The following is a 17,734-nucleotide window of genomic DNA, read 5'->3' as shown; positions in this document are numbered from 1 at the left end:
ATGTCAAAAAATGCTGAAAATATTTTAAAAAAAGTTATTAGGAAACGTCCCTTGGATAGTCATAAGGGGGACTATGGCCGTCTCTTACTGATTGGGGGGATCTATCCTTATGGGGGGGCCATTATCATGGCAGCTTTAGCGGCTGTCAATAGTGGAGCAGGTCTGGTGACCGTTGCTACAGATAGAGAAAATATTGCCCCTCTGCACAGTCATTTACCGGAGGCCATGGCCTTTGACTTAGAGGAGCAAGACCGATTGACAGAGCAGCTGGCTAAATCAGATCTAGTCTTGATTGGTCCTGGTTTGGCGGAGAATCAACTAGGACTAGATGCCTTAAAAAAGGTTGTTCGTACTGTGACCGAGCAGCAGATACTCATCATGGATGGTGGTGCCATTTCACTCTTTAGCAAAACAGCTTTGCCATTTCCAAAAGCCCAAACAGTTTTTACTCCCCACCAGAAGGAGTGGGAAGGCTTATCGGGTTTGAGCTTGTCAGATCAGACGGCAGCAGCCAATCAGGCGGCGGTTAATCAGCTGCCTCTGGGCAGTATTGTCGTGCAGAAAAAGCATGGAACGACCATCTATCAAAGTGGACAAGAGCAGGTCTTTGAGTTGACAGTAGGCGGACCTTATCAGGCAACTGGCGGAATGGGGGATACGCTGGCTGGTATGATTGCCGCTTTTGCAGGTCAGTTTAAGTCAAGCAGCCTCTTTGAGCGAGTGGTGGCTGCAACCCTTCTTCATTCATTTATCGCTGACGAACTGAGTCAGGAAGCTTATGTCGTCCTGCCAACGGCAATCAGCAGGGACATTCCAAAGTGGATGAAGGAGATGAGTCAGTAGACTTTTTCTTGAGTTTTAAGTCAGCTGGGTTTCTTTTGCGGAAGCCCAGTTTTTTTCTTGCTTTTCAGGGAATTTTTAGACTTTGTAATCGGTTTTTTATGCAGTTTTTTGTTATAATAAAAGTTACGGAAAAACTAGAAAAGAAAGGAAAAGGACATGCCAGAGTATTTGTCGGTTTCGACTTTGACTAAGTATCTGAAGATGAAGTTTGAGCGGGATCCTTATTTGGAGCGGGTCTATCTGACTGGCCAAGTGTCCAATTTCCGCCGGCGTCCCAATCACCAGTATTTTTCATTGAAGGATGAGAAGGCCGTCATTCAGGTCACGATTTGGTCTGGTGTCTACCAGAAGCTGGGCTTTGAGCTGGAAGAAGGCATGAAAATCAATGTCATTGGCCGGGTGCAGCTCTATGAGCCGAGCGGTTCCTATTCTATCATCCTTGAAAAGGCAGAACCGGATGGTATCGGAGTTTTGGCTATCCAGTTTGAACAACTTAAGAAAAAACTGGGAGAAGAAGGTCTTTTTCAAGAAAAATTCAAACAAACCTTGCCCCAATTTCCTAAGAAAATCGGTGTTGTAACCAGTCCCAGCGGAGCGGTCATTCGGGATATTATCACGACGGTCAGCCGTCGCTTTCCGGGAGTGGAGATTGTCCTTTATCCGACAAAAGTGCAGGGAGATGGTGCTGCAGCGCAGATTGCTGACCATATCAGATTGGCCAATGAGAGGTCGGATTTGGATGTACTGATTATTGGTCGAGGTGGCGGTTCTATCGAAGATCTCTGGGCTTTCAACGAAGAGGAAACGGTTCGAGCTATTTTTGAGTCTAGGATTCCTGTTATTTCTAGTGTTGGCCATGAGACAGATACGACTTTGGCGGACTTTGTAGCAGATCGCAGGGCTGCGACTCCGACGGCTGCGGCTGAACTAGCCACTCCGGTCACCAAGCTAGACCTGCTGGGACACCTGCAGCAACAGAAAAACCGCATGTCACGGGCAATTTCCAATCGCCTGAGCTATTATCGAGAGCGTCTGAATAAACTGACCCAGTCGGTTATCTTCCGACAGCCAGAGCGGCTTTACGATGGTCATCTGCAGAAATTAGACCAGCTCAACTTGCGACTCAAGCAAAAAATTCGCGAATATTATAGTGAAGAGCAACAGCGGGTCAAAATATTGCAGCATCGTTTGGAAGCATTGAATCCGCTCAGTCGCGTTCAGCGTCTTCAGGAGCAGACTGTCCAGCTGGAGCGTTTGCTGCGCAGCAACATGGCGGTCATTTATGATAACAAGGTAGCTCAAGTTAGGAGATTGTCTGAGGCCTTGCTTATGCTGGATACCAGTCGAATCGTGGCGCGTGGCTATGCTATTGTCCAAAAGAATCAAAAGGTTATTGAATCAACAATAGGCATTGAAGAAAAAGATGAGCTGACCTTGCTTATGCGGGATGGGCAGCTGGAAGTAGAGGTGAAACATGTCCAAAGAAAAGAAATTTGAAGAAAATTTAGCAGACTTGGAAGTTATTGTCCAAAAGTTGGAAAATGGCGATGTAGCTCTGGAAGAGGCGATTGCGGAATTTCAAAAGGGAATGAAGCTTTCAAAAGAACTCCAGGCTAGTCTAGACAAGGCAGAAAAGACCTTGGTTAAGGTCATGCAAGAAGATGGTACAGAAACGGAAATGGAATGAACCAGGAAGAAAAAATAAGACAGATAGACCAGACGATCATTGACTATTATAGTAAGAAAGCAGTGTCAGATTCTTTGGTAGAATCCATTCTCTACTCTGTTCAAGCAGGTGGCAAGCGGATTCGGCCTTTGCTATTATTAGAGCTAGTTGAGGCATTTGGTTTGCCTCTTCAGTCTGCACATTTTCAAGTAGCTTCCGCTTTGGAAATGATTCATACAGGTAGTCTCATTCATGATGATTTACCGGCAATGGATGATGATGATTATCGGCGTGGACGTTTGACCAATCATAAAAAATTTGGCGAAGCCATGGCTATATTAGCAGGAGATTCTCTCTTTTTAGATCCTTACGGCTTGATAGCTGTAGCAGAGTTACCAAGCCAGGTTAAGGTGAATTTGATTATGGAACTATCGCAAGCAGCTGGTACCTTCGGTATGGTTGGGGGGCAAGCCCTCGATATGGAAGGAGAAGGCTGTCAGCTTGATTTGAAAGAACTTCAGGCTATTCACGCTCACAAAACGGGCAAGCTCTTAGCCTTTCCTTTTGTAGCAGCAGGGTTGCTGGTGCAGGTTGAAGAAGGAGTCCAAGCCAAACTTCGCAAGATTGGTGAGTTGATAGGTTTAGCCTTTCAGGTTCGAGATGATATTTTAGATGTGACAGCAAGCTTTGAAGAATTGGGTAAAACACCTCAAAAAGACTTGGTTGCAGCTAAGTCTACTTATCCGGCTCTTTTAGGGTTAGAAAAGGCAAAAGAGACTTTGGATCAAGTCTTAGATCAGGCTCAAAATTTACTGAAGGAGATCGCTCAGAATCGCCCCTTCTCAGGAGAAAGTCTCACGAAAATCATAGAAAGTTTGAGATTATATGACTAAGGAAAGAGTAGACGTTCTAGCTTTTAAACAAGGACTTTTTGAAACTAGAGAGCAGGCAAAACGGGGGGTTATGGCTGGCTTAGTTGTGTCAGTTATCAACGGTCAGCGCTTCGATAAGCCGGGTGAAAAGATTGATGATACAACTGAACTAAAACTTAAAGGTGAAAAATTGAAGTTTGTCAGCCGTGGTGGGCTAAAATTAGAAAAGGCCTTGCAAGCTTTTGGGATTTCAGTGAAAGAAAAAGTAACGCTGGATATTGGTGCCTCGACAGGTGGCTTTACGGATGTTATGCTGCAAAACGGTGCAAGTCTCGTCTACGCTGTTGATGTCGGTACTAACCAATTAGCATGGAAACTTAGGCAGGATCAGCGCGTCATCAGCATGGAACAGTTTAATTTTCGCTATGCATCTGTAGCTGACTTTGAACAAATACCGCAGTTTGCTAGCATTGATGTCAGCTTTATTTCTCTGAGTTTGATTTTACCTGCCTTAAAAAAAATTTTGGCTGAAGAAGGGCAGGTTGTTGCCTTGATAAAACCACAGTTTGAAGCCGGTCGTGAACAGATTGGCAAGAACGGTATCATCAAAGATAAAAAAGTCCATGTAGCGGTCTTAGAAAAGGTCACTTCTTTTATGGTAGAACTTGGTTTTTCTGTCAAAGGCTTGGATTACTCTCCCATCCAAGGGGGACACGGCAATGTTGAATTTTTGGCTTATTTAGAAAAAGAATCTCAACCCCAAAATCTAGTAGCAGACTTAGTCGGTCCAGTGGTTGAGGCAGCGCATAAGGAATTTAAGGATGAATAAAAAGGAAAGATTAGAAAAAATTAGACGATTTGTCAATGATTTTGAGATTGGTACCCAGGAGGAGATTGTTACTTATTTAAGACAGTCAGGGATAAAAGCAACTCAGGCGACAGTTTCTAGAGATATCAAGGAATTGGGGATTGTAAAAACGCCACTGAAGAACAACACCTATATTTATGAGATTCCCAAGTCGGTGAGCAGTAGTTTAAAGTTAGCTGAGAATACAATTCTAGAAGCTAGCACCTTAGGAAATATGATTAATCTGAACTTGGTTCCTGGAAGTACGGCTGTCATTAAAAGACAAATCACTGAAGCATTCTCAGAAAAAATATTTAGCATTATCACAGATGATGATAGTATTTTGATGATTCTTAAAGATAAAGAAGACATTTCAAGAATTTTAGACGTTATCGAGAATTGGTAGGAAAGCCATGTTATTAGAAATTTCTATAAAAAACTTTGCTATTATTGAAGAAATCTCTCTTCATTTTGACCAAGGGATGACAGTCCTGACCGGAGAAACTGGGGCAGGAAAGTCTATCATTATCGATGCTATGAATATGATGCTGGGTAGCCGTGCTACTACAGATGTTATTCGTCATGGAGCTACTAAGGCAGAAATTGAAGGATTGTTTTCATTGGAGAATAGCTCAGCTATAGAAGCAATTTTTGAAGAGCAGGGCTTGGAATTGACTGATGAGCTTATTATCCGCCGAGAAATTCTGCAAAATGGCCGTAGCGTCAGCCGGGTTAATGGACAGTTAGTTAATCTATCAGTTTTGAAGGCTATTGGTCAACATTTAGTAGATATTCATGGTCAACACGATCAGGAAGAATTAATGCGCCCTCAGCTTCATATAGCCATGCTGGACGAGTTTGGAGATGAGGATTTCGTTGCCTTGAAAGCTTTCTATCAAGAAACCTTTGATCACTATCGTCAGCTTCGCAAACAGGTTCTGACCTTGCATAAAAATCAAGAGGAGCATAAGGCTCGCATTGAAATGCTAGAATTTCAGATGGCTGAAATTGATAGTGCTTCCTTGAAAACTGGTGAAGACAAAGCTCTCCACCAAGAACGTGATCGCTTACTCAATCACAAGCTGATTGCTGATACCTTGACCAATGCATACGCTATGTTGGATAATGAGGATTTTTCTAGTTTGGCTAATGTGCGTTCAGCTATGAACGATATGGAGTCTATTGAAGAATATGACCCAACATACAAGGAATTATCTTCTAGTCTTTCTGAGACCTATTACGTTCTGGAAGATGTGACTAAACGGTTGGAAGACATTTTAGATGGACTGGATTTTGATGGCAACCGCCTGATGCAGGTTGAAAGTCGTTTAGATTTAATTAACAGTATCACTCGAAAATATGGTGGCCAAGTAGATGATGTTCTAGAATATTTTTCGCAAATTTCGAAAGAGTACCAGCTACTGACAGGTAGTCATTCATCTTCTGAAGATTTAGAGGCAGAACTTAAAGAGTTAGAAAAGCGGTTGGTGAATTTGGCTGGACAGCTTAGCCAAGCAAGGCATACTTTAGCTAAACAACTTGAGTCGGAAATTAAGCAGGAACTGCAAGATCTCTATATGGAAAAAGCGAATTTTCAAGTTCAATTTAACAAGAGCAAGTTTAACCGTGAAGGAAATGAGCAAGTTGAGTTTTATATTTCAACTAATCCTGGAGAAAACTTTAAGCCTTTAGTTAAGGTTGCATCAGGTGGGGAATTATCTCGTCTAATGCTTGCAATTAAATCAGCTTTCTCTCGGAAAGAAGGAAAGACTAGTATAGTCTTTGACGAAGTTGATACAGGAGTTTCGGGTCGTGTAGCCCAAGCTATTGCACAAAAAATCCATAAGATTGGCAGTAATGGTCAGGTTTTAGCAATCTCTCATCTGCCACAAGTCATTGCCATTGCAGACAACCAATTCTTTATTGAAAAAATTTCTGATGAAAATTCTACTGTTTCAACTGTTCGTCTCTTGGACTTCGATGAGCGAGTGGAAGAAATTGCTAAGATGTTAGCTGGTGAAAATGTAACAGAAGCCGCTTTGAGCCAGGCGCGTGAATTATTAAAGAAATAGGCTTGCAGAAGTACTTTTGATCAAGAGGGGGAGAAAGATGACTGATTACTTTGTTATTGGGGATGTTCATGGCAAGTATGACATGCTAAATGACTTATTGCAAAAGTGGGATGGTCATTCTCAGCTGGTCTTTTTAGGTGATTTGATTGATCGTGGGGAAAATAGCCGAGCTGTTTTAGAGAAAGTTAGAGACTTGGTAAATCAGCAAGGATCGATTTGCTTATCAGGAAATCATGAGTTTATGTTTCTGACTTGGTTGGATAATCCAGCTAAGTCTTATGACCATTACCGCCGAAATGGTGGGGATACAACTATTAATTCTATTTTGGGACGGCCTTTGGATGCTCCTGTTGACGCAGTATTGGATGCGCAAGCTGTTTTAGAAAAGGCACCAGATTTAGTTGAATTTATCCGTAAAATGCCTTTTGTGATGGAGACAGATAAATATATTTTTGTTCATGCTGGGATTGAATTAGACTTGGATGATTGGCACGATACTTCCGACTATCAAAAAGTCTGGATTCGAGCTCCTTTCCATGAAGGAGACAATCGTACAGGGAAGACGATAGTGTTTGGCCATACACCAACTTTTTATCTTTTCCATGAAAAACCGGGGATCAGTCAGCTTTGGCAGACATCAGATGGGAAAATTGGTATGGATGGCGGTGCTGTCTATGGTGGAGTCTTGCACGGACTGCTCCTTGACGATTCGGGGATTAAAGAGCATTACTTTATAAGAAATGACCAATGTTCTTTAGAAGGTTAGCCATTCCAAAATTGAAATTATTTTGATATAATAAAAACAATAAATGCAATAAGTAGGGAAAAAATGGCAAAAATAAAAATTGTAACCGATTCTTCCGTCACGATTGAACCAGAAGTTGTAAAAGATTTAGATATCACAATTGTTCCGCTCTCTGTCATGGTTGACGGTGTAGTTTATTCAGATTCAGATTTAAAAGAGGGTGAGTTTTTACGCCTGATGAAGGAAAGTAAGAATTTACCGAAAACTAGTCAGCCTCCGGTGGGAGTCTTTGCTGAGGTGTTTGAAACACTGGCAGAAACAGCTGATCATATCGTAGCTATTCATATGTCACATGCTTTGTCTGGTACTATTGAAGCAGCAAGGCAGGGCGCTACTCTAGCTAATGCAGATGTGACCATCATTGATAGCTCTTTTACCGATCAGGCTCTTAAATTTCAGGTGGTAGAGGCTGCTAAACTAGCTAAAGATGGTGCTGAATTGGATGAGATTTTACAAAGAATAGAAGAAGTAAAAGAAAAATCCGAACTTTATATTGGTGTTTCGACTCTTGAAAACTTGGTTAAGGGTGGGCGAATCGGTCGGGTGACTGGCTTAATCAGCTCATTGCTTAATATCCGAGTAGTGATGCAAATGAAAAATCACCAGCTCCAAACAATTGTAAAAGGCCGAGGGGATAAAACCTTTAAAAAATGGTTGAATGAGCTGGAGGATAAGTTGACGAATGTAGATATAGAAGAAATTGGTATTTCCTATGCAGGAACTCCTGCTTATGCTACAGAAATGAAAGAAAGATTGCAAAAGTTTGTTGAAAAATCAATTTCTGTACTCGAAACTGGGTCGATTATTCAAACACATACTGGCGAAAATGCTTGGGCAATTTTAATTCGATACCGCTAAGTATTAAATAAGAAAAATCAAAGGAAATCAGCCTAGAAAAATTGTAAAAACGTTGTTTTAGGCTTGACCTAAAAACGTTTTTAAGTTATGATAGTACATGTTAGGGTATTCATTACCCCATAAAATTTTTGGAGGATTTGTTAAATGGCTAACAAACAAGATTTGATTGCAAAAGTAGCAGCAGCTACAGAATTGACTAAAAAAGACTCAGCAGCAGCTGTTGATGCAGTATTTGCAGCTGTAACTGAATACCTTTCAAAAGGTGAAAAAGTTCAATTGATCGGTTTTGGTAACTTTGAAGTTCGTGAACGTGCAGCTCGTAAAGGTCGCAACCCACAAACTGGTAAAGAAATCAAAATCGCAGCTTCTAAAGTTCCAGCTTTCAAAGCAGGTAAAGCACTTAAAGACGCTGTTAAATAATCTTGATTTTCAAAGCCTATTGTATCAACGTTTCGGCGTTGTGCAATAGGCTTTTCTTGTGTCAAAGGGGCAAGAAGGGGACAAAGTAATTGTTTTCCTTACATATATGGTGTAGTTCATATCAGAGGTAACTGGAATTCGGATCTTAGCTTTAGACTAATACTTTGATGTTCTTACTGGTTTAATCACGAGTTTGAAGGGCGGTTATTTTAAATTTTCTTAATTACAATCATTCTTAATAGTCAAGATAGCTAATACATGATATAATGTAGGTAGCTAGTAAGAATAGGGAAGAAGAATATGAAAGAACATAAGCACCATATGGACCAGAATAAAGAGTACTATCAAGATGTACTAAACCATTTGAGAGAAAAAGGAGTCCGTATTACAGAGACTCGAAAGGCTGTGATTGATTTTATTATCCAAAGCCATGATCATCCCAGTGCTGACATGATTTATCAGGCTCTACTGCCTGCATTTCCAAATATGAGCCTGGCAACAGTTTACAATAATCTCAAGGTTCTCATTGATGAGGGATTTGTTTCCGAGCTTAAGGTTCGGAATGACACTACGACTTATTACGATTTTATGGGGCATCAGCACCTTAATGTTATATGCGAAAAATGTGGTCGGATTGCTGATATGGATTTGGATTTACCAGATGTTCAGCAAGAAGCTGCAGACCAGACGGGATATCAGATCACTAAGAGTCAAATGGTGGTCTATGGTATCTGTCCAGATTGTGTGGCCCGACAGCAGGAAGCTAGTTAATAATAGAGGGGAAGTTGGGACTGCTTTCCCTTTTTGCTAGCTCCAATATTCTGGTTAAAAATATCACAAATATCTTACTGAGACTAGCTTTTTAAGGAAAAATTTTGTAAAATATAATGGTAGCTGTATGACAGTTTTCAAAAATTAAAGGAGAATTTCTAATGGTAAAATTAGTTTTTGCTCGCCACGGTGAGTCTGAATGGAACAAAGCTAACCTTTTCACTGGTTGGGCTGATGTTGATTTGTCTGATAAAGGGACACAACAAGCGATTGACGCTGGTAAATTGATCAAAGAAGCTGGTATCGAATTTGACCAAGCTTACACTTCAGTATTGAAACGTGCGATCAAAACAACAAACTTGGCTCTTGAAGCTGCTGACCAATTGTGGGTTCCAGTTGAAAAATCATGGCGCTTGAATGAACGTCACTACGGTGGTTTGACTGGTAAAAACAAGGCTGAAGCTGCTGAACAATTTGGTGATGAGCAAGTTCACATCTGGCGTCGTTCATACGATGTGTTGCCACCTGCAATGCCTCGTGATGACGAATACTCAGCACACACTGACCGTCGTTACGCTTCACTTGACGACTCAGTTATCCCAGATGCTGAAAACTTGAAAGTGACTTTGGAACGTGCCCTTCCATTCTGGGAAGACAAAATCGCTCCAGCACTTAAAGACGGTAAAAACGTATTCGTAGGAGCTCACGGTAACTCTATCCGTGCCCTTGTAAAACACATCAAACAATTGTCAGATGACGAAATCATGGGTGTGGAAATTCCTAACTTCCCACCATTGGTATTTGAATTCGACGAAAAATTGAACGTGGTAAAAGAATACTACCTTGGAAAATAATGATTATAAAACAGGAGGCTTAGGCTTTCTGTTTTTGATTTATTTGATATAATAGACAGTATATTTAAAGCATGTGCAATTCTACAGAATTGTGACAGAAAGGATTTATGTGAGAAAATCATTTTATAGTTGGCTCATGACTGAGCGCAATCCAAAAAGCAATGAACCAAAGGCGATTTTAGCAGATTTAGCTTTTCAAGATACAGCTTTTCCCAAGCACACAGACGATTTTGACGAGGTCAGTCGTTTCTTGGAAGAGCATGCTAATTTTCCTTTTAATCTAGGCGACTTTGATGCTATTTGGGAGGAATATCAAGCGCATTAGAGAAAGGTTCCAAATAGTCTTTTTGGGCTTGCTTTGATATAATAGAGGTAATCCATAAAAAATACAAATGAGAGAGGTTCTTTGTTTGCAGGAACATTCAGTAGAAATTAAATTGAGCCATCCAGATGACTCATTCCACCTTTTTGGATCTAATGAACGACATCTGCGTCTGATGGAGCAGGAATTGAAAGTCACCATCCATGCCCGGACCGAGATTGTGCAGATTTTAGGTACGGAGGCTTCCTGTGAGGAGGCTCGCCAGGTGATTCAAGCTCTCTTGGTCTTGGTCAATCGTGGCATGACAATTGGAACGCCTGATGTGGTAACAGCAATTACTATGGCCAAAAATGATGAGATTGATAAGTTTGTTGCCCTTTATGAAGAAGAAATCATCAAGGATAGTTACGGTAAGCCGATTCGGGTCAAGACACTTGGCCAGAAGATATATGTGGATAGCGTTAAAAATCATGATATTGTCTTTGGGATCGGGCCAGCCGGAACAGGGAAGACCTTTCTGGCGGTGACTTTGGCTGTGACAGCTCTCAAACGTGGACAGGTCAAACGAATCATATTGACACGTCCAGCAGTGGAGGCAGGTGAAAGTCTGGGCTTTCTGCCTGGTGACCTTAAGGAAAAGGTAGATCCTTATCTGCGGCCGGTCTATGATGCCTTGTATCAAATTTTGGGTAAGGACCAGACGACACGCCTCATGGAGCGAGAAATCATTGAGATTGCTCCCCTGGCCTATATGCGGGGCCGGACGCTAGATGATGCCTTTGTGATTCTAGATGAAGCGCAAAACACGACCATCATGCAGATGAAAATGTTTCTAACTCGGCTGGGCTTCCAGTCCAAGATGATTGTGAATGGAGATATTAGCCAGGTTGACCTACCTCACAATGTTAAATCAGGACTCATTGATGCCCAGGAAAAATTAAAAAATATTTCTCAGATTGACTTTGTGCATTTCTCGGCTAAAGACGTGGTTCGACATCCTGTGGTGGCGCAGATTATTCGAGCTTATGAACCGGCAAATCCTACCCAATCTGACACCTCTGAAGTAGTAGAGAAGGAAACTGAATAAAGAAAAAGAGCAGATTGATTTCTGCTTTTTATTCTGCGATTTTTAGTCTGATTTGATTCGTAATATTAGGACCAAAAACTACCAAATATAATTGTGCGTTAGACGTATTGAAAAAATCTGGCGCAATAAGGTGTGCAACAAAATTGAAAATTGGACAGTAAAAAATCTGGTATAAAAGGCGAAATTTTTGTCTTTATAAGATGATAATATCGTTAATATATGTATCGTAGAGAGAAGGAATAGAAAAACAAAAAATAGTAATTATTTTCTTGATACTACTTTCATTTACAATATTTTTGTGATAGAATATGGTGAATATGTCTATTAAAAATGATTGGATACGGATCATTTTTAATATGGAGATAAATTATGAAAAGGAGAAGTCGGATGAAGATGCGATTTGCCACCAATTTTGGTAGAAAAACGAAGGCGTTTATCGGCCTAATGGTTTTATTTTTTTCTATTTTTCTTCTTCCAATCCAGTCTTATGCTGCGTTAGAAGAGATTAAAAATGGAACGGATATCTCTACCCTAGATATTCGTAAGTTTAATTTGAATATCAACAATGTCAGTGTTTTATCCAAATCACAATCTGTTGATCAATTTCATTTATCAAATCCCCATTATGAATATCTAAGTGGTGGTGCCTATCCAGGTGAGATGGAGAACTTTACTCTCAAAGTAGATAAAAGTAAAAAACAGGATCAAGTTTTTGAAAATCCTCTTTCTCTAAAATTCACAAATATTGGAACCGTTAATGGTAAGCAAGTAGATGCTTATCTAAATTTCAATAAAGTAACCCTGCACTATCTAAACACTGCTCAAGCAGAATCTGAGATGAATAGCGCTCAAAAATCTACTGTTGAATTTTTCTCAATTTCTGAATTATGGGAAAGCAATGCATTTGAAATTGGGAATGTCCCTTATGTGGATGCGAATCATGATTACATCATGAATAAGGCATTTTGGATTGATGCTGATGTAACTGCAGAAATTCGCTATGCAGATGGAACAGAGACTGACTTAAAATTAGTCATGAAACCAACTGATATTGATGCGATTGATGCAAATAATTTGAAGGAAACATTCTACGTTAAAAACTATCAGAATGATGTAAATCTTCGATTAATGAACAATGCCAATGTTTTGGTACAGGAAGAAGCAAGTGACCGTACTTCATGGATTGCCACTCAAATAACAGGTGGTAGTTACAATGAAAACAATGTTTCAGGTTTAGCGCTTCGTTCAAATAGTAACAGTATGAATTTCGGTTATTCATCAACCGAAACCTGCTCGGCGGTATTTGGGCTTTATATTGAAAAGATTGATCCGCGACCAGTTCTTGAGGTAGATCCAGCTGAGATTCCAGCTAAGGAAGGACAAGATGTAACATATAAAGCTACTTTTAAAGTTCCGGTTCCAGGTAAGGACATTTTAGCAGCCCCTTCATCTATTGAAATGGTTCAAAAATTTGATGAGCGTTTGGATTATAAAGAACTTAAAGTTGAATCAGGTGGAGTAACTCTGCAAGAAGGTCGTGATTATACGATTGAAAAGACAGGTCAAACAGTTACTGTTAAAATGACACCTGAATACCTAAAAGGGAACTCTTCGACTGATATCATTATTACCTATAAAACTGCTACAAACAAAAAGGTAGAAGAAAAAGGTTCTGAAAAAATCGACAACACTGTAACATTGCATGTTGATAATTTATCAGCTCCTTCTAATCAGGTAAGTACTGCTCTTCTTTATGAAAAGCATCATGAGTTTGTGAGTGGAACTCCAGGTAAAGAACTACCACAAGAAGTGAAAGACTTGCTTCCAGCAACAGAAAAGAATTTATCTAATGGAAGCCAAGTAACCCCGACTCAACCAAGTAAAACGGAAGTTAAGACGTCAGAAGGCACCTGGAGCTTCAAGTCATATGACAAGCCATCTGAAACTATCAATGGAGCGGATGTTAAGTTTGTAGGCACCTGGGAATTCACCCCGGCGCCAACCTACAAGGCAACTCACGAGTTTGTGAGTGGAACTCCAGGCAAAGAGCTTCCACAAGAAGTGAAAGACCTGCTTCCAGTAGACCAAACAGATCTGAAAGATGGTATTCAAGCGACTCCAACGCAACCAAGTAAAACAGAGGTTAAGACAACAGAAGGCACCTGGAGCTTCAAGTCATATGACAAGCCATCTGAAACTATCAATAGAGCGGATGTTAAGTTTGTAGGAACATGGGAATTCACCCCGGCGCCAACCTACAAAGCTACTCACGAGTTTGTTAGTGGAACCCCAGGTAAAGAACTTCCACAAGAAGTGAAGGCCCTGCTTCCAGTAGATCAAACAGATCTGAAAGACGGAAGTCAAGTGACTCCAACGCAACCAAGTAAAACAGAGGTTAAGACAGCAGAAGGTACTTGGAGCTTCAAGTCATACGACAGGACTTCAGAGACCATTAATGGTTCAGATCTTAAGTTTGTAGGGACATGGGAATTTACAGCAAGCCCTGCTCCAACCTACAAGGCAACTCACGAGTTCGTCAGCGGAACTCCAGGCAAAGAGCTTCCACAAGAAGTAAAAGCCTTGCTTCCAGTAGATCAAACAGACTTGAAAGACGGTAGTCAAGCAACGCCAACGCAACCAAGTAAAACAGAGGTTAAGACAACTGAAGGCACTTGGAGCTTCAAGTCCTACGACAAGCCGTCTGAAACCATCAATGGAGCGGACGCACACTTCGTAGGCACCTGGGAATTCACCCCATCCCCAACTTATAAAGCTACTCATGAGTTTGTCAGTGGAACTCCAGGTAAAGAACTTCCACAAGAAGTAAAAGATCTGCTTCCAGGAGACCAAACAGACTTGAAAGATGGTAGTCAAGCAACGCCAACGCAACCAAGTAAAACAGAGGTTAAGACATCAGAAGGTACTTGGAGCTTCAAGTCATATGACAAGACTTCGGAGACTATTGATGGTTCAGATGTTAAGTTTGTAGGGACATGGGAATTTACAGCGAACCCAGCTCCAACTGTGACTCATAAAGCAGTTCACGAGTTTGTCAGCGGAACTCCAGGAAAAGAACTTCCACAAGAAGTAAAAGCCTTGCTTCCAGGAGACCAAACAGATCTGAAAGATGGCAGTCAAGTGACTCCAATGCAACCAAGTAAAACAGAGGTTAAGACATCAGAAGGCACATGGAGCTTCAAGTCCTATGACAAGACTTCAGAGACTGTCAACGGTTCAGATGTTAAGTTTGTAGGGACATGGGAATTTACAGCGAGCCCAGCTCCAACTGTGACTCATAAAGCAGTTCACGAGTTTGTTAGTGGAACCCCAGGTAAAGAACTTCCACAAGAAGTAAAAGATCTGCTTCCAGCAGACCAAACAGATCTGAAAGATGGCAGTCAAGTGACTCCAAATCAACCAAGTAAAACAGAGGTTAAGACATCAGAAGGTACTTGGAGCTTCAAGTCCTATGACAAGACTTCAGAAACTATCAATGGAGCGGATGTTAAGTTTGTAGGCACCTGGGAATTCATCCCATCCCCAACTTATAAAGCCACTCACGAGTTTGTCAGCGGAACTCCAGGTAAAGAACTTCCACAAGAAGTAAAAGATCTGCTTCCAGCAGACCAAACAGATCTGAAAGATGGCAGTCAAGCGACTCCAACGCAACTAAGTAAAACAGAGGTTAAGACATCAGAAGGTACTTGGAGTTTCAAATCATACGATAAGACTTCAGAGACTGTCAACGGTTCAGATGTTAAGTTTGTAGGAACATGGGAATTCACCCCAGCTTTAACACCACATAAAGGTTCCGGAAATAATACTAAATCAGAAGAAGCTACGACTAAAAATAAGAATGTTTTACCAGGCACTGGTGAATCTTCTGTTAAAAACAAGAATGTTTTACCAAGTATTGGTGAATCATCTACTAAAAATAAGAATCTTTTGCCAAATACAGGTGAAACTTCTACCGTTCTTCTTTCAATGATTGGTTTTGCTTTCGCAGGTCTAGTTGGTTACGTAGTTTGTAAGAAAGGTAAAGCTTAGAATTTTCAGCTGAATAAGGAATCTAAATATTGATTCTTTATCATATCATGAGAGAGAACGAGTTCGTTCTCTCTTTTTATGTGACTTTTAGTCTGTCTATTTTTGTAAGGTGAATAACAAAAGAACCACTCGTTAAGCGAGTGGTTCTGATTTTGTATTTTGAAAAATTTGGCTTCTATTTAAGGTGTTTATATGAACTAAGTAGATTAACTAAACGAGTTCATCAATCGAAGTGTAGTCCTTATTTAGGCCTTCTGCAACAGGCTGACTAGTAATGTGACCTTGGTAGGTTGTGACACCTTGACGTAATCCCTCATCATCTGCAATAGCTTTTCTGAATCCTTTTTCTGCCAAGGCTTCGACGTAAGGAAGGGTAACATTGGTTAAAGCGATAGTAGATGTGCGGGCTACAGCGCCAGGGATATTTGCAACTGCATAGTGGAGGACACCGTGTTTTTCATAGACAGGCTCAGTGTGAGTCGTTACGCGGTCAGCTGTTTCAATGACACCGCCTTGGTCAACAGCTACGTCTACAATGACAGAGCCTGGACGCATTTGCTTAACCATATCGTCTGTCACTAATTTTGGAGCCTTCGCACCAGGAATGAGTACTGCGCCAATCACGACATCTGCTTCTCGAACACTAGCTTCGATATTGAAAGGATTAGACATGAGGGTCTGGATTTGATGGCCAAAGACATCTTCTAAGATAGACAAACGCTTAGCGCTGATATCAAGAATAGTTACCTGAGCACCTAGTCCAAGAGCGATACGAGCGGCATGAGTTCCTACGACACCACCACCGATGATGGTTACTTTCCCTTTAGGAACACCTGGTACACCACCTAATAAGACACCAGATCCTCCTTCTTGTTTAGTCAAGAAGTGGGCTCCGATTTGGACAGCCATCCGTCCAGCGACCTCACTCATTGGTACCAAGAGTGGCAATTGTCCATCTTGATCGCGTACGGTTTCATAGGCCAAACCAGTCGTCTTGGCACTCGTCATAGCATCAGCTAACTCAGGAGCGGCAGCCATGTGCAGATAGGTAAAGAGCAAGAGGTCATCACGAAGGAAGTCGTATTCAGCTTCTAAAGGCTCTTTAACTTTGACTACAAGTTCAGCCGCCCAAGCTTCTGCAGCAGTAGGAACGATTTTTGCACCTTGTTTCTCGTAGTCTGCATCCGAAAAGCCAGAACCAAGTCCTGCATTCGTCTCAATCAGAACTTCATGGCCTTTACCAACTAAACTGTGAACACCAGCAGGTGTCAACGCTACACGATTTTCATTATTTTTGATTTCTTTTGGAATACCGATTAACATTGTATTTCTCCTTATCTAAATACATGTGAACAAAGACTTTGATTTAAGAATATACCTTAAATCATCTTATTCTCATTATTCTAATTTAATGTAATCATTTTATATAAAAGAGGCACAAATTGCAAGGAGAAAATGACGTCTTGCTTTGATTGATTACTTATGATATGCTTAAAAACAAAAAGGAGGACGATAATGGAAAATATTTATGTTAAACTATCTAGACACACTAGACTGGAGACAGATAGACTAGTTTTGCGTCCTGTAACTTTAGATGATGCACCAGCAATGTTTGAATATGCATCAGATGAGGAGAATACTCGCTATACTTTTGAGACAAACAAAAGCTTAGAAGAGACTCGTAATAATATTGCTCTATTTTACCTGGCTAACCCTTTGGGACGTTGGGGAATAGAAGTAAAATCTAGTGGTCAGTTTATTGGAACCATCGATCTCCATAAAATAAACCTAGATTTAAAGACAGCAGCTATTGGCTATGTTATTAATAAAAGGTACTGGAACCAAGGCTACACGACAGAGGCTAATTGTGCAGTCATAAAATTAGCTTTTGAAGAAATTGGGATGAATAAACTTTTAGCTTTACACGATAAGGCTAATCCAGCTTCTGGCCGTGTGATGCAAAAATCTGGAATGATTTTTTCTCATGAGGAACCTTATGCAAGTTTGGACAAACATGAAAAAGGCCGTCTAGTGACGCGAGTCTACTATGGCCTGACCAAAGAGCAATATTTTGCGGATAAATGAGTCGGCAAGTATTGACAAGCACCTATCTGCATGGTATAGTAGATAGGTACGCTGATTTAGCTCAGTTGGCAGAGCGCATCCATGGTAAGGATGAGGTCGCCGGTTCGATCCCGGCAATTAGCATCTTGTAGAACAAGGTTGGGTCTTCCCAGCCTTTTCTTTTTGTCAACGAAAGCAGCTAGTAA

18 protein-coding genes and 1 tRNA gene are annotated in these 17,734 nt (G+C 40.9%); 18 read left to right on the top strand and 1 reads right to left on the bottom strand.

Annotated elements, in window-relative coordinates; translation table 11 throughout:
* The 16 genes from HMPREF0847_RS04905 (at position 1) to HMPREF0847_RS04835 (ending at position 15,464) form a co-directional block, all read left to right on the top strand.
* On the top strand, positions 1-843 hold the full coding sequence (locus HMPREF0847_RS04905; protein WP_008809088.1) for an NAD(P)H-hydrate dehydratase: 843 nt from the start codon (positions 1-3) through the stop codon (positions 841-843).
* Positions 819-1,034: an initiator RepB protein gene (locus HMPREF0847_RS11530; protein WP_084624296.1), complete on the top strand. Its 216-nt coding sequence runs from the start codon at positions 819-821 to the stop codon at positions 1,032-1,034. Before HMPREF0847_RS04905 ends, HMPREF0847_RS11530 begins: the two co-directional genes overlap by 25 nt.
* A complete protein-coding gene (gene xseA / locus HMPREF0847_RS04900) occupies positions 1,000-2,340 on the top strand; it encodes an exodeoxyribonuclease VII large subunit (RefSeq protein ID WP_008809087.1) in 1,341 nt (446 codons plus the stop codon). The genes HMPREF0847_RS11530 and xseA overlap by 35 nt, the downstream gene beginning before the upstream one ends.
* The gene (locus HMPREF0847_RS04895) at positions 2,318-2,530 is read left to right on the top strand and encodes an exodeoxyribonuclease VII small subunit (protein ID WP_008809086.1); all 213 of its coding nucleotides are present in this window, start codon (positions 2,318-2,320) and stop codon (positions 2,528-2,530) included. The genes xseA and HMPREF0847_RS04895 overlap by 23 nt, the downstream gene beginning before the upstream one ends.
* Positions 2,527-3,402: a polyprenyl synthetase family protein gene (locus HMPREF0847_RS04890; protein WP_008809085.1), complete on the top strand. Its 876-nt coding sequence runs from the start codon at positions 2,527-2,529 to the stop codon at positions 3,400-3,402. The genes HMPREF0847_RS04895 and HMPREF0847_RS04890 overlap by 4 nt, the downstream gene beginning before the upstream one ends.
* Positions 3,395-4,210 (top strand): TlyA family RNA methyltransferase, encoded by an 816-nt coding sequence (locus tag HMPREF0847_RS04885; protein WP_008809084.1) that lies wholly within the window; start codon positions 3,395-3,397, stop codon positions 4,208-4,210. The genes HMPREF0847_RS04890 and HMPREF0847_RS04885 overlap by 8 nt, the downstream gene beginning before the upstream one ends.
* Positions 4,203-4,634 carry an arginine repressor gene (locus HMPREF0847_RS04880; protein ID WP_008809083.1) on the top strand — a complete coding sequence of 144 codons (432 nt, stop codon included), beginning with the start codon at positions 4,203-4,205 and terminating at the stop codon, positions 4,632-4,634. The genes HMPREF0847_RS04885 and HMPREF0847_RS04880 overlap by 8 nt, the downstream gene beginning before the upstream one ends.
* Positions 4,635-4,641: 7 nt before the next feature.
* Complete coding sequence (gene recN, locus HMPREF0847_RS04875) at positions 4,642-6,300, top strand: DNA repair protein RecN (protein ID WP_008809082.1); 1,659 nt, start codon at positions 4,642-4,644, stop codon at positions 6,298-6,300.
* Positions 6,301-6,337: 37 nt separating this feature from the next.
* Positions 6,338-7,066, top strand: a complete 729-nt coding sequence (locus HMPREF0847_RS04870; RefSeq protein ID WP_008809081.1) for a metallophosphoesterase — start codon at positions 6,338-6,340, stop codon at positions 7,064-7,066.
* Positions 7,067-7,129: 63 nt separating this feature from the next.
* Positions 7,130-7,963: a DegV family protein gene (locus HMPREF0847_RS04865; protein WP_008809080.1), complete on the top strand. Its 834-nt coding sequence runs from the start codon at positions 7,130-7,132 to the stop codon at positions 7,961-7,963.
* Positions 7,964-8,107: 144 nt separating this feature from the next.
* Positions 8,108-8,383 (top strand): HU family DNA-binding protein, encoded by a 276-nt coding sequence (locus HMPREF0847_RS04860; RefSeq protein WP_008809079.1) that lies wholly within the window; start codon positions 8,108-8,110, stop codon positions 8,381-8,383.
* 300 nt (positions 8,384-8,683) lie between these two features.
* Complete coding sequence (gene perR / locus HMPREF0847_RS04855) at positions 8,684-9,154, top strand: peroxide-responsive transcriptional repressor PerR (protein WP_008809078.1); 471 nt, start codon at positions 8,684-8,686, stop codon at positions 9,152-9,154.
* 161 nt (positions 9,155-9,315) lie between these two features.
* On the top strand, positions 9,316-10,008 hold the full coding sequence (locus HMPREF0847_RS04850) for a phosphoglycerate mutase (protein WP_008809077.1): 693 nt from the start codon (positions 9,316-9,318) through the stop codon (positions 10,006-10,008).
* A 109-nt stretch (positions 10,009-10,117) separates the two neighbouring features.
* On the top strand, positions 10,118-10,333 hold the full coding sequence (locus HMPREF0847_RS04845; RefSeq protein ID WP_008809076.1) for a YozE family protein: 216 nt from the start codon (positions 10,118-10,120) through the stop codon (positions 10,331-10,333).
* A gap of 85 nt (positions 10,334-10,418) precedes the next feature.
* Positions 10,419-11,417 (top strand): PhoH family protein, encoded by a 999-nt coding sequence (locus HMPREF0847_RS04840; protein ID WP_008809075.1) that lies wholly within the window; start codon positions 10,419-10,421, stop codon positions 11,415-11,417.
* A gap of 387 nt (positions 11,418-11,804) precedes the next feature.
* Entirely contained in the window at positions 11,805-15,464 is a 3,660-nt protein-coding gene (locus tag HMPREF0847_RS04835) for an LPXTG-anchored SHIRT domain periscope protein (protein WP_020992682.1), read from the top strand.
* A gap of 210 nt (positions 15,465-15,674) precedes the next feature.
* Here the strand turns inward: HMPREF0847_RS04835 and ald are convergent, their stop codons facing one another.
* Positions 15,675-16,787: an alanine dehydrogenase gene (ald, locus tag HMPREF0847_RS04830; protein ID WP_008809073.1), complete on the bottom strand. Its 1,113-nt coding sequence runs from the start codon at positions 16,785-16,787 to the stop codon at positions 15,675-15,677.
* A gap of 192 nt (positions 16,788-16,979) precedes the next feature.
* On the opposite strand from ald, the gene HMPREF0847_RS04825 reads away from it, so the two are divergent.
* Both HMPREF0847_RS04825 and HMPREF0847_RS04820 read left to right on the top strand, forming a co-directional pair.
* Positions 16,980-17,549, top strand: a complete 570-nt coding sequence (locus HMPREF0847_RS04825; RefSeq protein WP_008809072.1) for a GNAT family N-acetyltransferase — start codon at positions 16,980-16,982, stop codon at positions 17,547-17,549.
* A gap of 50 nt (positions 17,550-17,599) precedes the next feature.
* A tRNA-Thr gene (locus HMPREF0847_RS04820) sits at positions 17,600-17,672 on the top strand.
* The last annotated feature ends 62 nt before the right edge of the window (positions 17,673-17,734 follow it).

The organism is Streptococcus sp. 2_1_36FAA (assembly GCF_000161955.2).
In the GTDB taxonomy this organism is placed as follows: Bacteria; Bacillota; Bacilli; order Lactobacillales; family Streptococcaceae; genus Streptococcus; species Streptococcus gordonii.
The sequence above is the reverse complement of the archived record's forward strand: the minus strand, read 5'-3'. Positions and strand labels throughout refer to the sequence as shown.

Coding starts and splice junctions, on each gene's coding strand:
- HMPREF0847_RS04905 (WP_008809088.1), top strand. CDS start 1: ATGTCAAAAAATGCTGAAAATATTTTAAAAAAAGTTATTAGGAAACGT.
- xseA (WP_008809087.1), top strand. CDS start 1,000: ATGCCAGAGTATTTGTCGGTTTCGACTTTGACTAAGTATCTGAAGATG.
- HMPREF0847_RS04895 (WP_008809086.1), top strand. CDS start 2,318: ATGTCCAAAGAAAAGAAATTTGAAGAAAATTTAGCAGACTTGGAAGTT.
- HMPREF0847_RS04890 (WP_008809085.1), top strand. CDS start 2,527: ATGAACCAGGAAGAAAAAATAAGACAGATAGACCAGACGATCATTGAC.
- HMPREF0847_RS04885 (WP_008809084.1), top strand. CDS start 3,395: ATGACTAAGGAAAGAGTAGACGTTCTAGCTTTTAAACAAGGACTTTTT.
- HMPREF0847_RS04880 (WP_008809083.1), top strand. CDS start 4,203: ATGAATAAAAAGGAAAGATTAGAAAAAATTAGACGATTTGTCAATGAT.
- recN (WP_008809082.1), top strand. CDS start 4,642: ATGTTATTAGAAATTTCTATAAAAAACTTTGCTATTATTGAAGAAATC.
- HMPREF0847_RS04870 (WP_008809081.1), top strand. CDS start 6,338: ATGACTGATTACTTTGTTATTGGGGATGTTCATGGCAAGTATGACATG.
- HMPREF0847_RS04865 (WP_008809080.1), top strand. CDS start 7,130: ATGGCAAAAATAAAAATTGTAACCGATTCTTCCGTCACGATTGAACCA.
- HMPREF0847_RS04860 (WP_008809079.1), top strand. CDS start 8,108: ATGGCTAACAAACAAGATTTGATTGCAAAAGTAGCAGCAGCTACAGAA.
- perR (WP_008809078.1), top strand. CDS start 8,684: ATGAAAGAACATAAGCACCATATGGACCAGAATAAAGAGTACTATCAA.
- HMPREF0847_RS04850 (WP_008809077.1), top strand. CDS start 9,316: ATGGTAAAATTAGTTTTTGCTCGCCACGGTGAGTCTGAATGGAACAAA.
- HMPREF0847_RS04835 (WP_020992682.1), top strand. CDS start 11,805: ATGAAGATGCGATTTGCCACCAATTTTGGTAGAAAAACGAAGGCGTTT.
- ald (WP_008809073.1), bottom strand. CDS start 16,787: ATGTTAATCGGTATTCCAAAAGAAATCAAAAATAATGAAAATCGTGTA.
- HMPREF0847_RS04825 (WP_008809072.1), top strand. CDS start 16,980: ATGGAAAATATTTATGTTAAACTATCTAGACACACTAGACTGGAGACA.